Below are 17,501 nucleotides of genomic sequence, written 5' to 3' on the forward strand. Positions count from 1 at the left end.
TACATGAAAAGAATGCTGATTAACGCAACTCAACCCGAAGAGTTGCGTGTTGCACTGGTAGATGGCCAGCGCCTCTACGACCTGGATATCGAATCCGGTGCACGCGAGCAGAAGAAGGCCAACATCTATAAAGGCCGGATTACTCGCATCGAACCAAGCCTTGAGGCTGCCTTTGTCGATTTCGGCTCCGAGCGCCACGGCTTCCTGCCCCTCAAAGAAATCTCCCGCGAATACTTCAAGAAGGCCCCTGAAGGCCGCGTCAACATCAAGGACGTCCTGAGCGAAGGCCAGGAAGTCATCGTTCAGGTCGAAAAAGAAGAACGTGGCAACAAGGGCGCAGCCCTGACCACCTTCATCAGCCTGGCTGGCCGCTACCTGGTCCTGATGCCGAACAACCCGCGTGCCGGCGGCATCTCCCGCCGCATCGAAGGCGAAGAGCGCAACGAACTGCGTGAAGCCCTCAATGGCCTGGTCGCACCTGCCGACATGGGCCTGATCGTGCGTACTGCCGGCCTTGGCCGCAGCAGCGAAGAAATGCAGTGGGACCTCGATTACCTGCTGCAACTGTGGACCGCCATCAAAGAAGCCTCGCTGGATCGCTCCGCGCCGTTCCTGATCTACCAGGAAAGCAACGTGATCATCCGCGCCATCCGCGATTACCTGCGCCAGGACATCGGCGAAGTGCTGATCGACAGCGTCGAAGCCCAGGACGAAGCCCTGACCTTCATTCGCCAGGTGATGCCGCAGTACGCCAGCAAGATCAAGCTCTACGAAGACAGCGTTCCGCTGTTCAACCGTTTCCAGATCGAAAGCCAGATCGAGACCGCCTTCCAGCGCGTCGTCGAACTGCCGTCCGGCGGCTCCATCGTCATCGACCCGACCGAAGCCCTGGTGTCCATCGACATCAACTCGGCGCGCGCCACCAAAGGCAGCGACATCGAAGAAACCGCCCTGCAGACCAACCTTGAAGCGGCCGAGGAAATCGCCCGTCAGTTGCGCCTGCGCGACATCGGCGGCCTGATCGTCATCGACTTCATCGACATGACCCCGGCCAAGAACCAACGCGCCGTGGAAGAAAAGGTCCGTGAATGCCTGGAAGCCGACCGCGCCCGCGTACAGGTCGGTCGTATCTCGCGCTTCGGCCTGCTGGAGATGTCCCGTCAGCGCCTGCGTCCGTCCCTGGGCGAAAGCAGCGGTATCGTGTGCCCACGTTGCAACGGCACCGGCATCATCCGTGACGTCGAGTCGCTGTCCCTGGCGATCCTGCGCCTGATCGAAGAAGAAGCCCTGAAAGACCGCACCGCAGAAGTTCGCGCCCAGGTGCCGATCCCGGTGGCCGCGTTCCTGCTCAACGAAAAACGCAACTCGATCACCAAGATCGAACTGCGCACCCGTGCCCGTATCGTCATCCTGCCGAACGATCACCTCGAGACGCCGCACTTCGAAGTGCAGCGCCTGCGCGATGACAGCCCGGAAGCCCACACCAACCAGTCCAGCTACGAAATCGCTGCTGCCGCTGCCGAAGTGGAAGAAGTCCAGCCGGCCGCCGCCGCCACTCGCACCCTGGTTCGCCAGGAAGCAGCGGTCAAGACCGCACCGGCCCGCGCCAATGCTCCGGTTCCGACCGAAGTGGCCGCTCCGGTTGCCGCCCCGGCCGCTGCACCAGAGCCAAGCCTGTTCAAAGGCCTGGTGAAGTCGCTGGTCAGCCTGTTCGCCACCAAGGAAGAACCTGCTGCCCCGGCCGTCGTCACCAAACCTGCCACGACCGAGCGTCCTGCCCGCAACGAAGAACGCCGCAACGGTCGCCAACAGACCCGCAACCGCAACGGTCGTCGTGACGAAGAACGCAAACCTCGCGAAGAACGTGCTCCGCGTGAAGAGCGTGCGCCACGTGAGCCGCGTGAAGAGCGTCAGCCGCGCGAAGCCCGTGAGGAAGCGCCAGCCGTAGCCCGCGAAGAACGCGCACCGCGCCCGCCGCGTGAAGAGCGCCAGCCGCGCGCACCGCGTGAAGATCGCAAGCCACGTGGCGAGCGTGAAGAGCGTGTTCGCGAACTGCGCGAGCCACTGGATGCCGCCCCGGCTGCCGCCGCCACCGCTGAAGAGCGTCCGGCCCGCCAGCCTCGTGAAGAACGTGCACCGCGTCCTCCACGTGAAGAGCGCCAGCCACGCGCCGAGCAGGCAGCCGCCGCTGCCAGCGAAGAAGAAGTACTGAACGCCGAAGAGCAGTTGCAGGAAGACGGCCAGGACACCGCCGAAGGCGATCGTCCACGCCGCCGCTCCCGTGGCCAGCGTCGTCGCAGCAACCGTCGTGAGCGTCAGCGCGACGCCAACGGCAACGTGATCGAAGGTTCGGAAGAGTCCGAGTCCTCCGAGAACGCCGAAGCGCCAAGCGCTGCGGACTTGGCCGCCGGCCTGGCCGTGACTGCGGCCGTAGCCAGCAGCGCGATCAGCGCCCCAGCCGAAGCCGAGGCTCACGAACAAGCCGAACGCGCTACCGCTGCCGTGGAAAGCGCGCCGGTTGAAGCGCCTGTGGTCGAAGCCACTACTCCGGTGGAAGCCACTGCTTCGCCAGAAGTGGAAGTCGCCCCGGTCCGTGAAGCCCAGGTTGCTGAAGCTGAAGTGGTCGCCGAGCCTGCACCGGTCGTCGAGCAGCCAGTGGTAGCCGCTGAGCCAGCCTTCGAAGCACCGGTCGAGGAAAAGGCACCAGAGCCTGCCCGCGAGGAGCAGACTGCGTTCAACTGGACCGCCGAGCCAGCCGCGCCAGCACCTGTTGTCGAGCCTGAGCCGACACCAGAGCCCGTGAAAGCGGTCGAGCCAGAAGTGGTCGAGCCTGCTCCAGTGGTCGAAGCGCCCGTGGTTGCCGAAGCACCTGCCCCGGTTGAAGAGCCAGCACCTGCCAGCGCCCTGACCGCCAATGGCCGCGCGCCGAACGATCCGCGTGAAGTGCGCCGTCGCAAGCGTGAAGCCGAGCGTCTGCAGAAGGAAGCCGAACAAGCCGCCGCTCAAGCGCCTGCTGCCGAGCCAGCTCCAGTCGTGGAAGAAATCGCCGAGGCAGCCCCTGCCCCGGTCGCCGAGACCCCGACTGAATCGGCTCCGGCATTCGACGAACCTCAGCAAACTGCTGAAGAAGTCGCGCCGCGTCACACTGAAGCCCTGGAAAAAGAGCACGAGCCTAAACCTCACGCCTGATCCACCGCCCAGTAAAAAGCCCCGCCTGGTCATGCCAGGCGGGGCTTTTTTATGCCTTCATACTTATCCACAAGGGCTGACACCTGGCACAAGACTCATACCAACTGAAGATCCAATGTGGGAGCGAGCCTGCTCGCGATGGCGTCGGGTCAGCTTGCATCAATGCTGAATGCCAGCTCGCTCCCACAGGGGTCTGCGTCGTCTGTTATTTGAAGGCCAGTGCCTCTGGCACATCGACATCCCACGTCACGCCTGGGTCATCCACCGGCACTTCGACCACTTGCGCCCCGGCAAACAATACCTTGGCCCCCCGATCACCGGTCAATGCCATCAGTTTCGGCCCAAACCCACGACCGAACCCCACCGGATGCCCGTACTCACCTGCAAGGACCGGCACACTGATGCCGTCCGCACGGATCCCTGCCACCACCTGTTCGATGCTCGACGGCAGGATAAAGGGCATGTCGCCCAGCACTATCAGCCAGCCATCAAGGTCCGGGCAGGCCTGGACGCCTGCGGCAATGCTGTCGCCCAGACCGGGCGAGTCCAGCCCCACGAAATCGCAGCCATAGGCTTGGGCCATGCGAATGGCTTGCGGCCGGTCCTTGCTCGTCACCAGCAGGCGTTTTTCCAGGGCGGCTGGCAGATTCACCAGCACCTGCTCGATCACCGACCGCACGGCACCGTCACGCCCGGTGCAATCAGCCAGCAATTTATCCTTGTCCGGGCCGGCAATGCGGCGGAAACGGCTGCCCGATCCGGCCGCCAGAATGATCACGCCAATCGACTCGCTCATACGCCCTCCTTGCCCACGGCTTACAGCGACTTTTTCTGCCGCAGTTCAACGCCATTCTTGATGGCCACGATTTCGGCCAGCAGCGACAAGGCGATTTCCGCCGGGGTGTGGCTGCCGATGTGCAAGCCGATGGGTCCATGCAAGCGTTCAATGGCCTCTGCTGACAAGCCTAGCTGAGCCAGGTTATCCCGGCGCTTCTGGCTGTTGACTCGCGAGCCCAGCGCACCGACATAAAAAGCCTTGGAATCCAGGGCCGTGAGCAGCGCCATGTCGTCCAGGCGTGGGTCATGGGTCAAGGCCACAATGGCCGTGCGCTCGTCGGTCTGGATGCTCAACACCGCTTCGTCGGGCATCCCCGGGACGAAGCGGCCATGCTGCTCTTCCCAACCGTAGACAAACTCCTTGCGCGGATCGCAGATCAGCACTTCGAAATCCAGCAACCGGGCCATTTCCGCCACGTAGCGTGACAGTTGCCCCGCGCCGATCAGCAGCAGCCGCCAACGTGGACCGTATATGGCCCGCAGGACCTGCCCATCGAACACCAGGACGTCGGTCTTGCTGGCCGGGGTCAGGACCACGTTGCCGCTGGCGACTGTCAGCTCACGGGCGACGATTTCATGGGCCTCGCAGCGTTCCAGCAATTGCGCGACCCAGTGTGGGTCGCCCACCCGCTCTTCGGTCAGGCGCAGGGTACCGCCGCACGGCAGGCCGAAGCGCGCCGCCTCTTCGCGGGTGACGCCATAGGTGATCAGTTGCACCGGCGGACCGTCCGCCGGAATGCGACCGTCGTGCAGCCGGGCGATCAGGTCATCCTCGACACAACCTCCCGACACCGAACCAATTACCACGCCATCTTCGCGCAGGGCCAGCATCGCACCCGGCGGCCTTGGCGCGGTGCCCCAGGTCTGGACCACTGTGAACAACACCACCCGCTGCCCGGCGCGGCGCCACTCAAGCACGCTGCGCAGGACATTCAGATCAACGCTGTCCATCAGGCCTTCGCCTGCTGCCAGCCTTGCAGCTGATAGCGCACAGGCAGGCTACGAATCCGCTTACCGGTGGCGGCAAAAATCGCGTTGCACAGCGCAGGCGCAATCGGCGGCACGCCCGGCTCGCCAACACCGCCCAACGGCACCTCACCTGGAGGTGTGACCAGATGCACAGCCACTTCCTTGGGCGCCAGGGACATGCGCGCCACTTCGTACATATGGAAATTGTCCTGTTGCACCTTGCCGTCCTTGAAGCTGATCTCACCTACCATGGCATTGCCCAGGCCCATGACGCAGGCGCCTTCGAACTGGGAGCGGATACGTTCGGGGTTGATCTGCGGACCGCAATCCACGGCGATGTCCGCCTTGTGCACGATCACCGTGCCGTCGTCCTTGACCTCCACTTCGATCACCGCCGCCACGTAAGTGACGAAGCTGTAGTGCACCGCCAACCCCAGGCCACGGCCCTTGGGCAGCTCCCGGCCCCAACCGGCGGCCTTCGCAGCGGTTTCCAGCACCGTGCGGATCCGCGCCGTATCAATCGGATAACGCTCGGGGGATTCGCCATAGTTCCATTCTTCGCTCAAGGTACGCGGATCGATCTTACGGTCCGGCCCGAGCAATTTGACCTGGTACTTCAGCGGATCCTGGCCGGCCTTGTGGGCCAATTCATCGATGAAACTCTGGATCGCGAAACCGTGGGGGATGTTCGACACCGAGCGATACCAACCCACTCGGGCATGGGCCACCGCTTCTGGGTTCTCCAGGCGCAGATTGGGGATGGCGTAGGCCATGTTGGTCACGCCCATGCCTATTTCGAACGGCGCCTCGTGGGTCATGCCCGGCGCAAACAGTGCGGTGATGCTTGGGGCTACGGTGCGGTGCAACCAGCCGGACGGCATGCCGTCCTGGTTCAGGCCGGCCTTGAGGTATTCGGCCGACACGGTGTGGAAATACGAATGATGGATGTCGTCCTCGCGGGTCCATTGCACCCGTATCGGCTGGCCTGGAAACTCCTTGGCGAGCACGGCCGCTTCGACGACAAAGTCGGGTTTTGACTTGCGTCCGAAACCGCCGCCCAGCAACGTGATGTTCACCGTGACCTTCTCGAAAGGGATGCCCAGGCGCTCAGCGACACGTTCACGGGTCACCTGCGGGGCCTGGCTCGGTGCCCAGGCCTCGCATTGGCCGTCCTTGAACCGGGCAACGGCAACCATCGGTTCCATCGGTGATTGGGACAGGTGCGGCAAGTAATACGATGCTTCCAACGTCGAATCAGCCTTGGCCAGCGCATCGTCGAGATCGCCGCTGCTGCGCACGACTTTTCCGGGCTTGAGGGCCGCCGCTTCCAGCTCCTTGCGATAGGCAATGGAGTCATAACCGGCATTCGGGCCGTCGTCCCACTGGATTTTCAACGCTTCGCGGCCCTTGATCGCCGCCCAGGTGTTCTTCGCCACCACCGCCACGCCGCCCAACGGCTGGAATTCCGAGGGCAGCGGGCGCCCTTCGATCTGCACCACCTTGACCACGCCCGGTACTTTCAGCGCCGCACTGCTGTCCACGCTCTTGACCTTGCCACCATAAACCGGCGGACGCGCGATGACGGCATAGAGCATGCCGTCGAAATGCACATCGGCACCAAACACGGCACGACCGTTGACGATGTCTGCGCCATCGATGGCCCGGCTCGCCTCCTTGCCGATGTAGCGGAACTCCGAAGGCGACTTGAGGCGCAAGCTGTCACGCCCCGGTACCGGCAAGGCACTGGCGGCAGCGGCCAATTCGCCATAGCCCAGTTCACGCCCTGAAGGCTGGTGCAGCACTTTGTGCAATTGGGCATGGCATTCACTCACTGGCACCTTCCACTGCGCAGCGGCGGCCAGTTCCAGCATGGTCCGGGCGGCAGCCCCGCAACGGCGCATCGGCTCGTACCAATGACGCATGCTGCGCGAGCCGTCGGTGTCCTGGTTGCCGAAGCGCGCCTCATCGGCCGGCGCCTGTTGCACCTTCACACGCGCCCAGTCGGCCTCCAGCTCATCGGCCACGACCATGCTCAGGCTGGTGCGCACACCCTGGCCCATTTCCGAACGGTTGCAGATCACGGTCACGCTGCCATCGGCGGCAATGCTGACGTACACCTTCGGGTCGTCGACCGCGCCATGGGGCATGCCCTCGGCGCCGAATTTCTTTTCCTCGGCAAAGGCCTCCGGCAGGCCCCAAGTGGCCGCCAGCACCAGCACACCGGTGGCACTCGCGCCCTTGAGGAAGCCACGGCGGCTGAGGTTGCTCAGCACGAAATCATCGGGCAAGCGGCTCATGCCTTGGCCTCCTTCAGGTGGGTGGAGGCCTGGCGGATCGCGGTCTTGATCCGGTTGTAGGTGCCGCAGCGGCAGAGGTTGCCGACCATGGCTTCTTCGATCTGCTCATCGCTCGGGTTGGGGTTGGTCTTGAGCAAAGCGGTGGCGGACATGATCTGCCCGCCCTGGCAGTAACCGCACTGGGCCACGGCGGTCTCGAGCCAGGCCTTCTGGACGACCTGCCCGACCGGGTCAGTGTGCAGCCCGTCGATGGTGCTGATGTTCTGCCCCTTCACCGAGCCGATGGGCGTGATGCAACTGCGCGCCGGGGCGCCGTCGATGTGGATGGTGCAGGCGCCGCACAGGCCCATGCCGCAGCCGAATTTGGTGCCGTTGTAACCGGCCACATCCCGGATAGCCCACAGCAGCGGCATGTCCTCTGTCACATCCAGTTGATGGTCTTTTCCATTGAGTTTCAGGGTAATCATGGGCACGCCCGCATAGTTATCGAGTTATGGGGTCGAGCAATCTGCCGCCGGGTTGACGGTTCGGTTGTCGCAGACTGGCTCAGGCTGATCGGGCTCTCTTATGCCGGCGCACGCAGGCGTCTGCATCGGGCCTTTAGGATGCGATGGTCGCATCGTTAGGAAGCTAAATTAACCCAGGATCACGCAAAACGCCCTGCACAATCCTGCACAAATGCTTGTGTGCAGGGTGTGCAGGGCGTTTTTCAGGCGCTTGCGTGAAAGCGGCTCAGTACCGATTGGGTTCCATTTCCAGCTCGACCTGGAAACGTTCGGCAATGTCTTTCTGGATGCGCAGGGCCAGGTCCAGAAGTTGCGGGCCCGTGGCGTTGCCGTAGTTGACCAGCACCAACGCCTGCAACTTGTGCACCCCGGCATCGCCCTCGCGAAAGCCCTTCCAGCCGGCCCGTTCGATCAGCCAGCCGGCAGCGATTTTCATCTGCCCTTCAGGCTGTGGATAAGCCACCAGGTCAGGGTATTGCAGCTTTAAGTGCGCCACATGCGTGGCCGGCACCAGCGGGTTCTTGAAGAAGCTGCCGGCATTGCCCAGCACCGCCGGATCCGGAAGTTTTTCGCTGCGGATGCTGCAAATGGCCCGGCTCACATCGGTAGGTGTTGCCTGCTCGATGCCCTGCTCAGTCAATCGCTGACGCACTGGGCCGTATTCCAGATGCAAGTGCGCGGCGCGGCTGAGGGTAAAACGCACCCGCAGGATCAACCAGCGCCCCACCTGCTGCTTGAACACGCTGTCGCGGTAGGCGAAGCGGCACTCCTCCAGGGTGAACTCGCGCAGTTCACCGGTCTGGCGATCCAGCGCGGTGAGCCCGGCGAAGACATCCTTGATCTCCACACCGTAGGCGCCGATGTTTTGCATCGGTGCCGCGCCCACGGTGCCGGGGATCAGGCTGAGGTTCTCCAATCCAGACCAGCCTTGTGCCAGCGTGTGCAGAACGAAGGGGTGCCAGGGTTCCCCGGCTTCGGCCTCGATCACCACCCGCTCGCCGTCATCGCTGAGCAAACGAATTCCCCGGCTGGCCATGCGCACCACCAAGGCGTCGATGTCGCCGGTCAGCAGCAGGTTGCTGCCGCCGCCGATCACCAGCAGCGGCACGGCATGCTCGGTGGCATAGGCCAGTGCCTGGCGAACATCGTCATCGCTGTGGGCTTCGGCGAACAACCGGGCAGTGACGTCCACACCGAAGCTGTTGAAGGGCTTGAGGCTGACGCCCGCCCGAACCTGCAAGGTCATAACCGCCCCTTCAATTCGATCACCAGGCGATCCGTGGCGCGCTCGATCAAGTCCAGCACCTGCTCGAAGCCTTGTTCGCCGTCGTAGTACGGGTCCGGCACATCGTCGAGTTCAGCTTCGTAGCGCCGCAGGAACAGGTCCAGCTCGGCCCTGCCATTGGCCGGTTGCAGGGCCTTGAGGTTGCGCAGGTTGCTGCTGTCCATCGCCAGGATCAGGTCATAGGCGGCGAAATCAGCGCGGGTCACCTGTTGCGCGCGCTGGGCCGACAGATCGTAGCCACGCTTCAAGGCCGCCGCCTGGCTGCGCTTGTCCGGCGCTTTGCCGACGTGCCAGTAACCGGTGCCGGCGGAAGCGACTTCCACCTGCCCGGCCAGCCCGACCTCACGCAACTTGTGGCGCAGGATGCCTTCGGCGGTGGGCGAGCGGCAGATATTGCCGAGGCAGACGAACAGGACCCGCATCAAGCCTCCAGCAGGCGACGAACGCGCTCGAGGTCTTCGGCGGTGTCGACACCGGTCGGCGGGGCGATCAGCGCATCGGCGACGTGGATCCGCACGCCGTGCCACAGGGCACGCAGCTGTTCCAGGGCTTCAGTGTTTTCCAGCCAGCACGGGCCCCAGGCGACGAAGTCCTGGAGGAAGCCGGCGCGGTAGGCATAGATACCGATGTGACGGCGGTATGGCACGCCTTCCGGCATCACGTCACGGCTTTGGGCAAATGCGTCCCGCGCCCAGGGCAACGTCGCGCGGCTGAAGGTCAACGCCAGGCCATTGAGGTCGCTGACCACCTTGACCACGTTGGGGTTGAACAGCGTCTGCACATCCTCGATCGGCTCGGCCAGGGTGGCCATGCGTGCCTCGGTGTGGGCCGCGAGGTTGGCGGCGACCTGATCGATCACGCTCGGCGGGATCAACGGCTCGTCACCTTGCACATTGACGACGATCGCGTCGGCAGCAAGACCGAGTTTCGCCGCGACCTCCGCCAGGCGGTCAGTGCCGGAATTATGGTCTTCACGCGTCAGGACGACTTCGGCACCAAAGCCTTTGCAGACCTCGACGATGCGCGCATCGTCGGTCGCCACCACCACACGCTGGGCGCTGCTTTTGCAAGCCTGCTCCCAGACGTGCTGGATCATCGGCTTGCCGGCAATCAACAGCAACGGCTTGCCGGGCAGACGCGTCGAAGCGAAACGCGACGGAATGACAACGGTAAAGGTTGCGGTCATTTATCCAGGCGCTCGTCGGTGGTCAGGGTGCGGGCTTCGCTTTCGAGCATCACCGGGATGCCGTCGCGAATCGGGTAAGCCAGGCCGGCACCCTTGCTGATCAGTTCGGTCTTGTCGGCGCTGAGCTTGAGCGGGCCTTTGCAGACCGGGCAGGCCAGAATGTCGAGCAGTTTGGTGTCCATGGAATTCCCCTGGATAAAAGGTTTTAAGGCAAAAGCCGATCCGGCAACAGGCGCATCAACTGCGTATCGAACCAGGCCGCGAAGGCCGGTGACGGCGCGGCGTCTACCGCCAGGTACCACCAGTCGGAGGCGGCGAAGGCACGGCATTTGACCGCGTCTTTTTCCGTCATGACCACCGGCAGCGATGGCTTGAAATTCAAGGCCTGGGCGCTGTATTCGGCGTGGTCGGCAAACCCGTGCGGTATTGGCCGCCAGTGTAGCGTTTCGAGGGTCTTGAAGAAACGCTGGGGATTGCCGATGCCGGCCACGGCATGCAGGGCCTGGCCGGGAGAAAAATGGTCGAGGGGGCGCCGTTCGCCGCTGGCCAGGTTCACCAGCTCGGTGGGGCGCAGTTGGAAGGCAAAGCCGTCTTCGCGGTCGGCACTGGCGCCGTTGTATAGCACCGCGTCGACCGATTGCAGGCGCTCGACCGGCTCGCGCAACGGCCCGGCGGGTAGGCAACGGCGGTTGCCCAGGCCGCGGGCGTTGTCGATCAGCACCAGTTCAAGGTCCCGGGCCATTCGATAATGCTGCATGCCGTCGTCGGACAGGATCAGATCCAGCGGTTCGGCCTCCAGCAGCGCCTGGACCGCGCGACTGCGATCGGGGTCGATCATCAACGGCACACCGGTGCGCTGGACGATCAACAGCGGTTCATCACCCGCGACGTCGGCGCCCTGCTCGGCCGTTACCCGCCAAGGCAGTTGCGGCGGCTTGGCGCCGTAACCCCGGCTGACCACCCCGACCCGCAGGCCACTGCGCTGGCAGTGCTGGATCATCCACAGGATCAACGGCGTCTTGCCGGTGCCGCCAACCGTAATATTGCCGACCACCAGCAACGGCACGGGGGGCTGGTAGATCTGGCCCTCACCCGCCAGGAAACGCTCGCGCTTGCCCACCACCACCCGTCGGTACAACCACTCCAGCGGCCGTAGCAGGGTCAGGGCCGGGTGGCCTTGGTACCACGCGGCAAGCAATCGATCGGACATGGCCATCAGGGTGCGGGGGCCGCCTCGACCGTGGTCATGCGCAGATGGCTGAAACCGAGCTTGCCGGCCGCGTCCATGGCGGTGATCACCGATTGATGAGGGGTCTTGCCGTCGGCGCTGATGGACAGCGGCAGGTTGGTGTCGCCGCCAGATTCTTTCTGCAGGGCCTCGATCAGGCTCGCCAGGTCGCTTTTGGGCAGCAACTGGTTGTTCACCGAGAACGCCCCTTCGGCGCTGATGGTGATTTCCAGATTCTTCAGTTGCTGGTCTTCGGCCGGCGAGCCGCTGACGGCCTGCGGCAATTCAACCTTGAGCTGGGTTTCCCGGGTGAAGGTGGTGGTCACGACGAAAAACAGCAGCAGGATGAACACCACGTCGATCAGCGACGCGAGGTTGATCTCGATGTTTTCCCGTGGCTTGCGGCGGAATTTCACTTCTTGCCCCCAGCCAGGTCCACTTCACGGTCCCCCTGCACCACCTCGACCAGCTTGATCGCTTCCTGCTCCATGCCGACCACCAATTCGTCGACGCGGCGTTGCAGGAACCGATGGAAGAACACGGCCGGAATACCCACCATCAGGCCGGCGGCGGTGGTGATCAAGGCTTTGGAAATGCCCCCCGCCAGTACCGCGGCGTTGGTGGTCATGCCGGAGCCGGTAAACGCGCTGAAGATGTCGATCATGCCCAGCACCGTACCCAGCAGGCCCAACAGTGGGGACATGGCGGCGATGGTCCCGAGGGTGCTGATATAGCGTTCCAGTTCATGGATGACCCGGGCGGCGGCTTCCTCGATGCACTCCTTCATGATCTCGCGACCATGCTTGGAGTTCGCCAGGCCGGCGGCGAGGACTTCCCCCAGCGGTGAACTGGCACGCAGCTCCTTGAGCTTGTCCTTGTTCAGCTGTTTGTCCTTGATCCAGACCCAGACCTGTCCGAGCAGATGCTCCGGGGTCACGCGGCTGGCCCGCAGGGTCCACAGGCGTTCGGCAACGATACCCAGTGCCGCGATGGAACTCAGAATGATCGGCAACATCATCCAGCCGCCGGATTTGACCAATTCCCACACAGTGACTGCCCCCTCGAAAAAGTGCGCCACTTTATCACACAGACTCGCCTTGCAGACCCGCCCCACCGATAAGCGCATCACCCGGTTGCGCGGGATCAATATTGCCCCGGTGGCCCGACGGCTGGCGGATCGCGCCAGTAGCGGCGGCGCCCGGCCTCGGTGCGCGGCCCCTCGAAAGCACCCAGTTGCAGACGAATGGCGCCCTGCTCGGCACTGTCGTAGACCGCCAGGCCCGAGCGTCGATACCGGGCCATCACCTGGGGATGAGGGTGGCCGAACGCGTTGCCCTGCCCTCGGGAGATCAATACCGAATGCGGCTGGAGACGTGACAGCAACGCCATCGACGACGAACTGCGGCTACCGTGATGCGGCGCGGCCAGCCACTGGATCGGCGCCGCCAGGGACTCGTCGAGCAAGGCCCGTTCGGCAGGGGTGTCGATATCGCCAGTCAGCAGCAGGCGTTCGCCGCCGGCCTCCACCAGCAGGACGCAGGACTTCTGGTTGCTTTCAACGGCAGAGGCCCACCGCCAAAGCTCGAACCTGACCCCGTCCCACTCCCAACGCCTACCGCTTTCACAAGGCCCGGCCAGCAGCTCGGCGGGCAGCGCGTCAGGATCGCCGCTGATGACTTCCATCGTCGGCAGCCCATTGCGTACGGCGCGGGCACCGCCAGCGTGATCGGCGTCGGCATGGCTGAGCAGCATCAGGTCCAAACCGCGCACACCCAGTTTGCGCAAGGTCGGCAATACGACCCGCTCGCCCACATCAGCTTCGCCAAAGCGCGGCCCGGCGTCGTATAGCAGGCTGTGATGCCGGGTCCGTACCAGCACCGCCAGCCCTTGTCCCACGTCCAGTTGCCAGATCTCGGCGTGCCGTTGGGGCAGGTGCTCTCGCGGTGGAAACACCATCAGCAACACCATTGGCCACCCCAGTACACGTAGCGGCACACCTTTGGGTAGCAGCAGCAAAAAAGCACCGAAGGCCGCGATAGCCAAGACCCAGGGCGGGACCGCAACAGGGACCCAGGCCGGCATTCGTCCGGCAACCAGCGTCAGCCCCTTGAACAGCAGATCAAGCAGCCCGCCAGCGATCCACAACAGGCCTTCGCCCAAGAGCGGCACCGGCAACAACGCCGTGCCGAGCAACGCTGGCGGCAACACCAACAGGCTGATCCAGGGCACCGCGAGCAGGTTCACCAGCGGTCCGCTGAGGCTGACCGGCAAGCCCACGATCAACAGCAACGGACACAGGCCGACCGCGACCAGCCACTGGGCACGGGTCCAGGTTTGCCACCAGCGCCACGGCCCCAGGCGACCGCCAAAGGTGAACATCAAGATGGCGACGGCCGCAAACGACAACCAGAACCCCGGCCGCAGGCTGGCAAGCGGGTCGAACACCAGCACCCCGACGAAGGCCAGCAACCAGGCCCACCACGGATCTGGCTGTTTGAAACGCAAGCGCCACAACAGCACCAGGCCGATCATCGCGCAGGCCCGCCGCACCGGCACCTCGAAGCCGGCGAGCAAGCCGTAGCCCAGGGCGGCGCAGAAGGCCAGTGCACAGGCCCAAGGCAACCAGGCCAGACCGACCGGCCACAGGCCATAACGCGCCGCGCCGGCCACCAACAGGTACACCAGGCCGGCGAGCAGGCCGATGTGTTGCCCGGAGATCACCAGCAAGTGGACGGTGCCGGTGTCTTGCAGCACCTGCCAATCCTCGCGACTCAGGCCGCCGCCGTCGCCCAGGACCAGCGCCGCCAGCGCACCGGAGCGGCCGTGGGCATCGACTTGTGCCAGCGCCTGGCGCACCTCGTCGCGCCAGGCGCCCCGGGCCGCTTGCAGGAGACGACCGTCCTTGATCGTACCGGTCGCGCCGATACCTCGGCTCAACAACCAGGCGGCATAGTCGAAGCCGTGTGGGTTCAGCAGCCCGGCGGGCCGCTTGAGCTTCACCGCCAATCGCCAGCGTTCGCCGCTGTTGATGGGTGGGCCACCGAACCAGGCGAGGCGCAGCGTTGTCGGTAATCGGGTACGACGTGAATGGGCATCGGCCAGTTCGAAGCGCACCACGCCATCGCCCTGTTGCGGCAAACCGACGACGCGCCCCTCGACCCAGCGGGTTTCGCCGTCGAGCGCGACGGGCAACCGCTCGTCCAGCGCAAACTGCGCCGACAGGCAGGCCCACGCCAGCCCGAACAGGAAAAAACCCAGCGGGTAGCTTCGAAACGGCAACGCCATCAGCGCCAGCACCGGCATGGCTGCAATCAGCCACAGCGGCGGCAGTGCCGGCAAAAAAATCGGTGCCAACAGCCCCAGTGCAAGCGCGACTAATCCTGTGCGCATAACCCGTCCTTGAGAGTACCCTCTTGAGGCATAGACGGTCCGCGGCACCGCTGGCGTTATCAATTGTCACAAAGTCTGAATCTGTCAGCCGTAGAATCCAGACATACTTGCGGCCTTACTGCGTTGAACCGACCGAGAAGCCTTATGCCCCGGCGCCTATTCAAACGTTACATGCCAGACCCAGAGAGCATTCGGGAACATAAATCCTTACGTTTTCTCGGCACCCTGCTGCACGACCCCAACCTTTGGCACCTCAATCGACACTCTGTGGCCCGGGCAATGGCCGTCGGTCTGTTTGCCGCGTTCTTGCCGATCCCGTTGCAGATGTTGCTGGCCGCCGCCTTGGCCGTCACGGTGCGCGGCAACATGCCGATCGCGGTGAGCCTGGTGTGGCTGACCAATCCGATCACCATGCCGGCGGTGTTCTTCTGCACTTACCAGACCGGCGCCTGGCTGATGGACGTGCCCGCCCGGACACTGCCCGAAGAACTGACCTGGGAATGGATCAGCGGCCAATTGTCCACCTTGTGGCAGCCGTTCCTGCTCGGTTCGGTTGTAACCGGCCTGGTACTCGGCGCCCTCGCCTACTTCGTCACCATGAGTTACTGGCGCTGGTGGGTGGCCCGACAGTGGAAGCGGCGCAAGAAAAGCCGGATGTGAAATGCAAAAAGGCCTCCTGGGATGGAGGCCTTTTTTGTGGCCACAAATCTGCGGCGCGAAGGAGATCAATGTGGGAGCGAGCTTGCTCGCGATAGCAGTGTGTCAGCCAGCACATTACTGGATGACCTGACGCCATCGCGAGCAAGCTCGCTCCCACAAGGGATATTTAGGTACGCATCCCGCGCCCGCTGACCAGCAACCGCGCGCAACCGAGGTAAAGCACCACGGTCGCCACCAGCATGAAGGTAATCGCGATGCTGATCTTGATGTCCGATACCCCGAGGATGCCGTAGCGAAAGGCGTTGACCATGTGCAGCACCGGGTTGGCCAGGGACACGGTCTGCCAGAACGGCGGCAGCAACGAGATTGAGTAGAACACCCCGCCCAGGTAGGTCAGCGGCGTGAGCACGAATGTCGGGATGATGGAGATGTCATCGAAGTTGCGCGCAAACACAGCATTGATGAAACCCAGCAGCGAAAAGATCGTGGCCGTGAGCACCACCACCAATACCGTCACCCCGAGGTGATGCACCTGCAAATCGGTAAAGAACAACGACAGCAGGGTCACGATCAGGCCCACCGCCAGGCCGCGCAGCACACCGCCCAGGGTGTAACCGATGAGGATCGTATGGGGCGACACCGGCGAGACCATCAGCTCTTCGATCGAGCGCTGGAATTTGCTGCCGAAGAAGCTCGACACCACATTGCCGTAGGAGTTGGTGATCACCGACATCATGATCAGCCCCGGTACGATGTAGTCCATGTACGTGAAGCCGCCCATGTCGCCGATTTGTCGGCCGATCAGGTTACCGAAGATCACGAAGTACAAGACCATGGTGATGGCCGGTGGCAGCAGCGTCTGCGGCCATATCCGCATGAAGCGCCGGACTTCACGGTAAACGATGGTATTGAGGGCGATGAGGTTGGGGCGCAGTTCGGAACTCATGCTCATACCGCCACCTTCGCCAGATTTTTCTCCACCAGGGACACAAACAACTCCTCGAGGCGATTGGTTTTGTTGCGCAGGCTCTGCACTTCAATGTTTTGCAGGGCCAGTTGGGCGAACAGCCCGGTGATACCCACGGCTTTGTCCACCTGGACTTCCAGGGTGTGGCTGTCCACCAGGCGGGCCGGATAGCCGATGAGCTGCGGGACCACTTGCAGATCATTTTTCAGATCCAGCAGGAAGGTTTCCACATGCAGTTGGCTGAGCAACTGGCGCATGCTGGTGTTCTCGACGATGGTGCCGTGGTCGATGATGCCGATGTTGCGGCACAACTGCTCAGCCTCTTCCAGGTAATGGGTGGTGAGGATGATGGTGATGCCTTTCTGGTTCAGCTCGGTCAGGAAACTCCACATCGAACGACGCAGTTCGATGTCCACGCCGGCAGTCGGCTCGTCGAGGATCAGCAGGCGCGGCTCATGCACCAGCGCGCGAGCAATCATCAGGCGCCGCTTCATGCCGCCGGACAATGAACGGGACGGCACGTCGCGCTTGTCCCACAGGCCCAGTTGGGTCAGGTACTGCTCGGCGCGTTCATTGGCGATCTTCGGCGGGATGCCGTAGTAACCGGCCTGGGTCACGACGATGTCGAAGGTCTTTTCGAACTGGTTGAAGTTGAATTCCTGGGGCACCACACCGATGCAACGCTTGAGAGCGGCGGGCTCGCGGTCCAGGTCATGACCGAAGATGTTCACCGTGCCGCTGGTCTTGTTCACCAGCGTGGAAAGAATACCAATGGTGGTGGATTTGCCGGCACCGTTAGGGCCGAGCAAGGCGAAGAAATCACCTTCGGCGACGTCCAGATCGATACCACTCAAGGCCTGGAAACCGTTGCCGTAGGTTTTGGTTAGCTGCCGGATGGACAGAGCGGAACTCATATCGGATTACGCACCAAGAAGGGAGGGAGGAAAAGAATAGATAAGGGCGGGCGGCGAGCAATACAACCACAGC

16 protein-coding genes are annotated in these 17,501 nt (G+C 63.4%); 2 read left to right on the forward strand and 14 right to left on the reverse strand.

Annotated features, from left to right (window positions below; genetic code table 11):
* The first annotated feature begins 12 nt into the window (after nt 1-12).
* Entirely contained in the window at nt 13-3,189 is a 3,177-nt protein-coding gene (gene rne, locus HU749_RS21390) for a ribonuclease E (protein ID WP_095974286.1), read from the forward strand.
* 205 nt (nt 3,190-3,394) lie between these two features.
* Here rne and HU749_RS21395 read toward each other — a convergent pair whose 3' ends face one another.
* From HU749_RS21395 to HU749_RS21450, 12 genes are all read right to left on the reverse strand, one after another.
* A complete protein-coding gene (locus tag HU749_RS21395) occupies nt 3,395-3,985 on the reverse strand; it encodes a nucleotidyltransferase family protein (RefSeq protein WP_079304887.1) in 591 nt (196 codons plus the stop codon).
* 20 nt (nt 3,986-4,005) lie between these two features.
* Entirely contained in the window at nt 4,006-4,977 is a 972-nt protein-coding gene (locus HU749_RS21400) for an XdhC family protein (RefSeq protein ID WP_095974287.1), read from the reverse strand.
* Nucleotides 4,977-7,292, reverse strand: coding sequence for a xanthine dehydrogenase family protein molybdopterin-binding subunit (locus HU749_RS21405; protein ID WP_046063677.1), 2,316 nt, complete (start codon nt 7,290-7,292; stop codon nt 4,977-4,979). Before HU749_RS21405 ends, HU749_RS21400 begins: the two co-directional genes overlap by 1 nt.
* Nucleotides 7,289-7,759: a (2Fe-2S)-binding protein gene (locus tag HU749_RS21410; RefSeq protein WP_079304881.1), complete on the reverse strand. Its 471-nt coding sequence runs from the start codon at nt 7,757-7,759 to the stop codon at nt 7,289-7,291. The genes HU749_RS21405 and HU749_RS21410 overlap by 4 nt, the downstream gene beginning before the upstream one ends.
* A gap of 265 nt (nt 7,760-8,024) precedes the next feature.
* On the reverse strand, nt 8,025-9,044 hold the full coding sequence (murB, locus tag HU749_RS21415; RefSeq protein ID WP_079304879.1) for a UDP-N-acetylmuramate dehydrogenase: 1,020 nt from the start codon (nt 9,042-9,044) through the stop codon (nt 8,025-8,027).
* On the reverse strand, nt 9,041-9,505 hold the full coding sequence (locus HU749_RS21420) for a low molecular weight protein-tyrosine-phosphatase (RefSeq protein WP_186651262.1): 465 nt from the start codon (nt 9,503-9,505) through the stop codon (nt 9,041-9,043). The genes murB and HU749_RS21420 overlap by 4 nt, the downstream gene beginning before the upstream one ends.
* On the reverse strand, nt 9,505-10,269 hold the full coding sequence (kdsB, locus tag HU749_RS21425) for a 3-deoxy-manno-octulosonate cytidylyltransferase (RefSeq protein ID WP_186651260.1): 765 nt from the start codon (nt 10,267-10,269) through the stop codon (nt 9,505-9,507). The genes HU749_RS21420 and kdsB overlap by 1 nt, the downstream gene beginning before the upstream one ends.
* A complete protein-coding gene (locus HU749_RS21430; RefSeq protein ID WP_003179363.1) occupies nt 10,266-10,451 on the reverse strand; it encodes a Trm112 family protein in 186 nt (61 codons plus the stop codon). Before HU749_RS21430 ends, kdsB begins: the two co-directional genes overlap by 4 nt.
* Before the next feature lie 23 nt (nt 10,452-10,474).
* On the reverse strand, nt 10,475-11,485 hold the full coding sequence (lpxK, locus tag HU749_RS21435) for a tetraacyldisaccharide 4'-kinase (RefSeq protein ID WP_186651258.1): 1,011 nt from the start codon (nt 11,483-11,485) through the stop codon (nt 10,475-10,477).
* A complete protein-coding gene (locus tag HU749_RS21440; protein ID WP_013694002.1) occupies nt 11,485-11,913 on the reverse strand; it encodes an ExbD/TolR family protein in 429 nt (142 codons plus the stop codon). The genes lpxK and HU749_RS21440 overlap by 1 nt, the downstream gene beginning before the upstream one ends.
* Nucleotides 11,910-12,545, reverse strand: coding sequence for a MotA/TolQ/ExbB proton channel family protein (locus HU749_RS21445; RefSeq protein ID WP_014339519.1), 636 nt, complete (start codon nt 12,543-12,545; stop codon nt 11,910-11,912). The genes HU749_RS21440 and HU749_RS21445 overlap by 4 nt, the downstream gene beginning before the upstream one ends.
* Nucleotides 12,546-12,640: 95 nt before the next feature.
* Complete coding sequence (locus HU749_RS21450; protein ID WP_095963198.1) at nt 12,641-14,887, reverse strand: DNA internalization-related competence protein ComEC/Rec2; 2,247 nt, start codon at nt 14,885-14,887, stop codon at nt 12,641-12,643.
* Between the two features lie 144 nt (nt 14,888-15,031).
* Here HU749_RS21450 and HU749_RS21455 point away from each other — a divergent pair, with 144 nt between their 5' ends.
* Nucleotides 15,032-15,547, forward strand: coding sequence for a DUF2062 domain-containing protein (locus HU749_RS21455; protein WP_041476071.1), 516 nt, complete (start codon nt 15,032-15,034; stop codon nt 15,545-15,547).
* 166 nt (nt 15,548-15,713) lie between these two features.
* Here the strand turns inward: HU749_RS21455 and HU749_RS21460 are convergent, their stop codons facing one another.
* Nucleotides 15,714-16,493 (reverse strand): ABC transporter permease, encoded by a 780-nt coding sequence (locus HU749_RS21460; RefSeq protein WP_041476072.1) that lies wholly within the window; start codon nt 16,491-16,493, stop codon nt 15,714-15,716.
* Nucleotides 16,494-16,495: 2 nt separating this feature from the next.
* The gene (locus tag HU749_RS21465; protein WP_024616890.1) at nt 16,496-17,428 is read right to left on the reverse strand and encodes an ABC transporter ATP-binding protein; all 933 of its coding nucleotides are present in this window, start codon (nt 17,426-17,428) and stop codon (nt 16,496-16,498) included.
* Nucleotides 17,429-17,501 lie beyond the last annotated feature (73 nt).

The organism is Pseudomonas ogarae, from assembly GCF_014268695.2.
Lineage (GTDB): Bacteria > Pseudomonadota > Gammaproteobacteria > Pseudomonadales > Pseudomonadaceae > Aquipseudomonas > Aquipseudomonas kilonensis.

Coding starts and splice junctions, on each gene's coding strand:
- rne (WP_095974286.1), top strand. CDS start 13: ATGCTGATTAACGCAACTCAACCCGAAGAGTTGCGTGTTGCACTGGTA.
- HU749_RS21395 (WP_079304887.1), bottom strand. CDS start 3,985: ATGAGCGAGTCGATTGGCGTGATCATTCTGGCGGCCGGATCGGGCAGC.
- HU749_RS21400 (WP_095974287.1), bottom strand. CDS start 4,977: ATGGACAGCGTTGATCTGAATGTCCTGCGCAGCGTGCTTGAGTGGCGC.
- HU749_RS21405 (WP_046063677.1), bottom strand. CDS start 7,292: ATGAGCCGCTTGCCCGATGATTTCGTGCTGAGCAACCTCAGCCGCCGT.
- HU749_RS21410 (WP_079304881.1), bottom strand. CDS start 7,759: ATGATTACCCTGAAACTCAATGGAAAAGACCATCAACTGGATGTGACA.
- murB (WP_079304879.1), bottom strand. CDS start 9,044: ATGACCTTGCAGGTTCGGGCGGGCGTCAGCCTCAAGCCCTTCAACAGC.
- HU749_RS21420 (WP_186651262.1), bottom strand. CDS start 9,505: ATGCGGGTCCTGTTCGTCTGCCTCGGCAATATCTGCCGCTCGCCCACC.
- kdsB (WP_186651260.1), bottom strand. CDS start 10,269: ATGACCGCAACCTTTACCGTTGTCATTCCGTCGCGTTTCGCTTCGACG.
- HU749_RS21430 (WP_003179363.1), bottom strand. CDS start 10,451: ATGGACACCAAACTGCTCGACATTCTGGCCTGCCCGGTCTGCAAAGGC.
- lpxK (WP_186651258.1), bottom strand. CDS start 11,485: ATGGCCATGTCCGATCGATTGCTTGCCGCGTGGTACCAAGGCCACCCG.
- HU749_RS21450 (WP_095963198.1), bottom strand. CDS start 14,887: ATGCGCACAGGATTAGTCGCGCTTGCACTGGGGCTGTTGGCACCGATT.
- HU749_RS21455 (WP_041476071.1), top strand. CDS start 15,032: ATGCCCCGGCGCCTATTCAAACGTTACATGCCAGACCCAGAGAGCATT.
- HU749_RS21460 (WP_041476072.1), bottom strand. CDS start 16,493: ATGAGTTCCGAACTGCGCCCCAACCTCATCGCCCTCAATACCATCGTT.
- HU749_RS21465 (WP_024616890.1), bottom strand. CDS start 17,428: ATGAGTTCCGCTCTGTCCATCCGGCAGCTAACCAAAACCTACGGCAAC.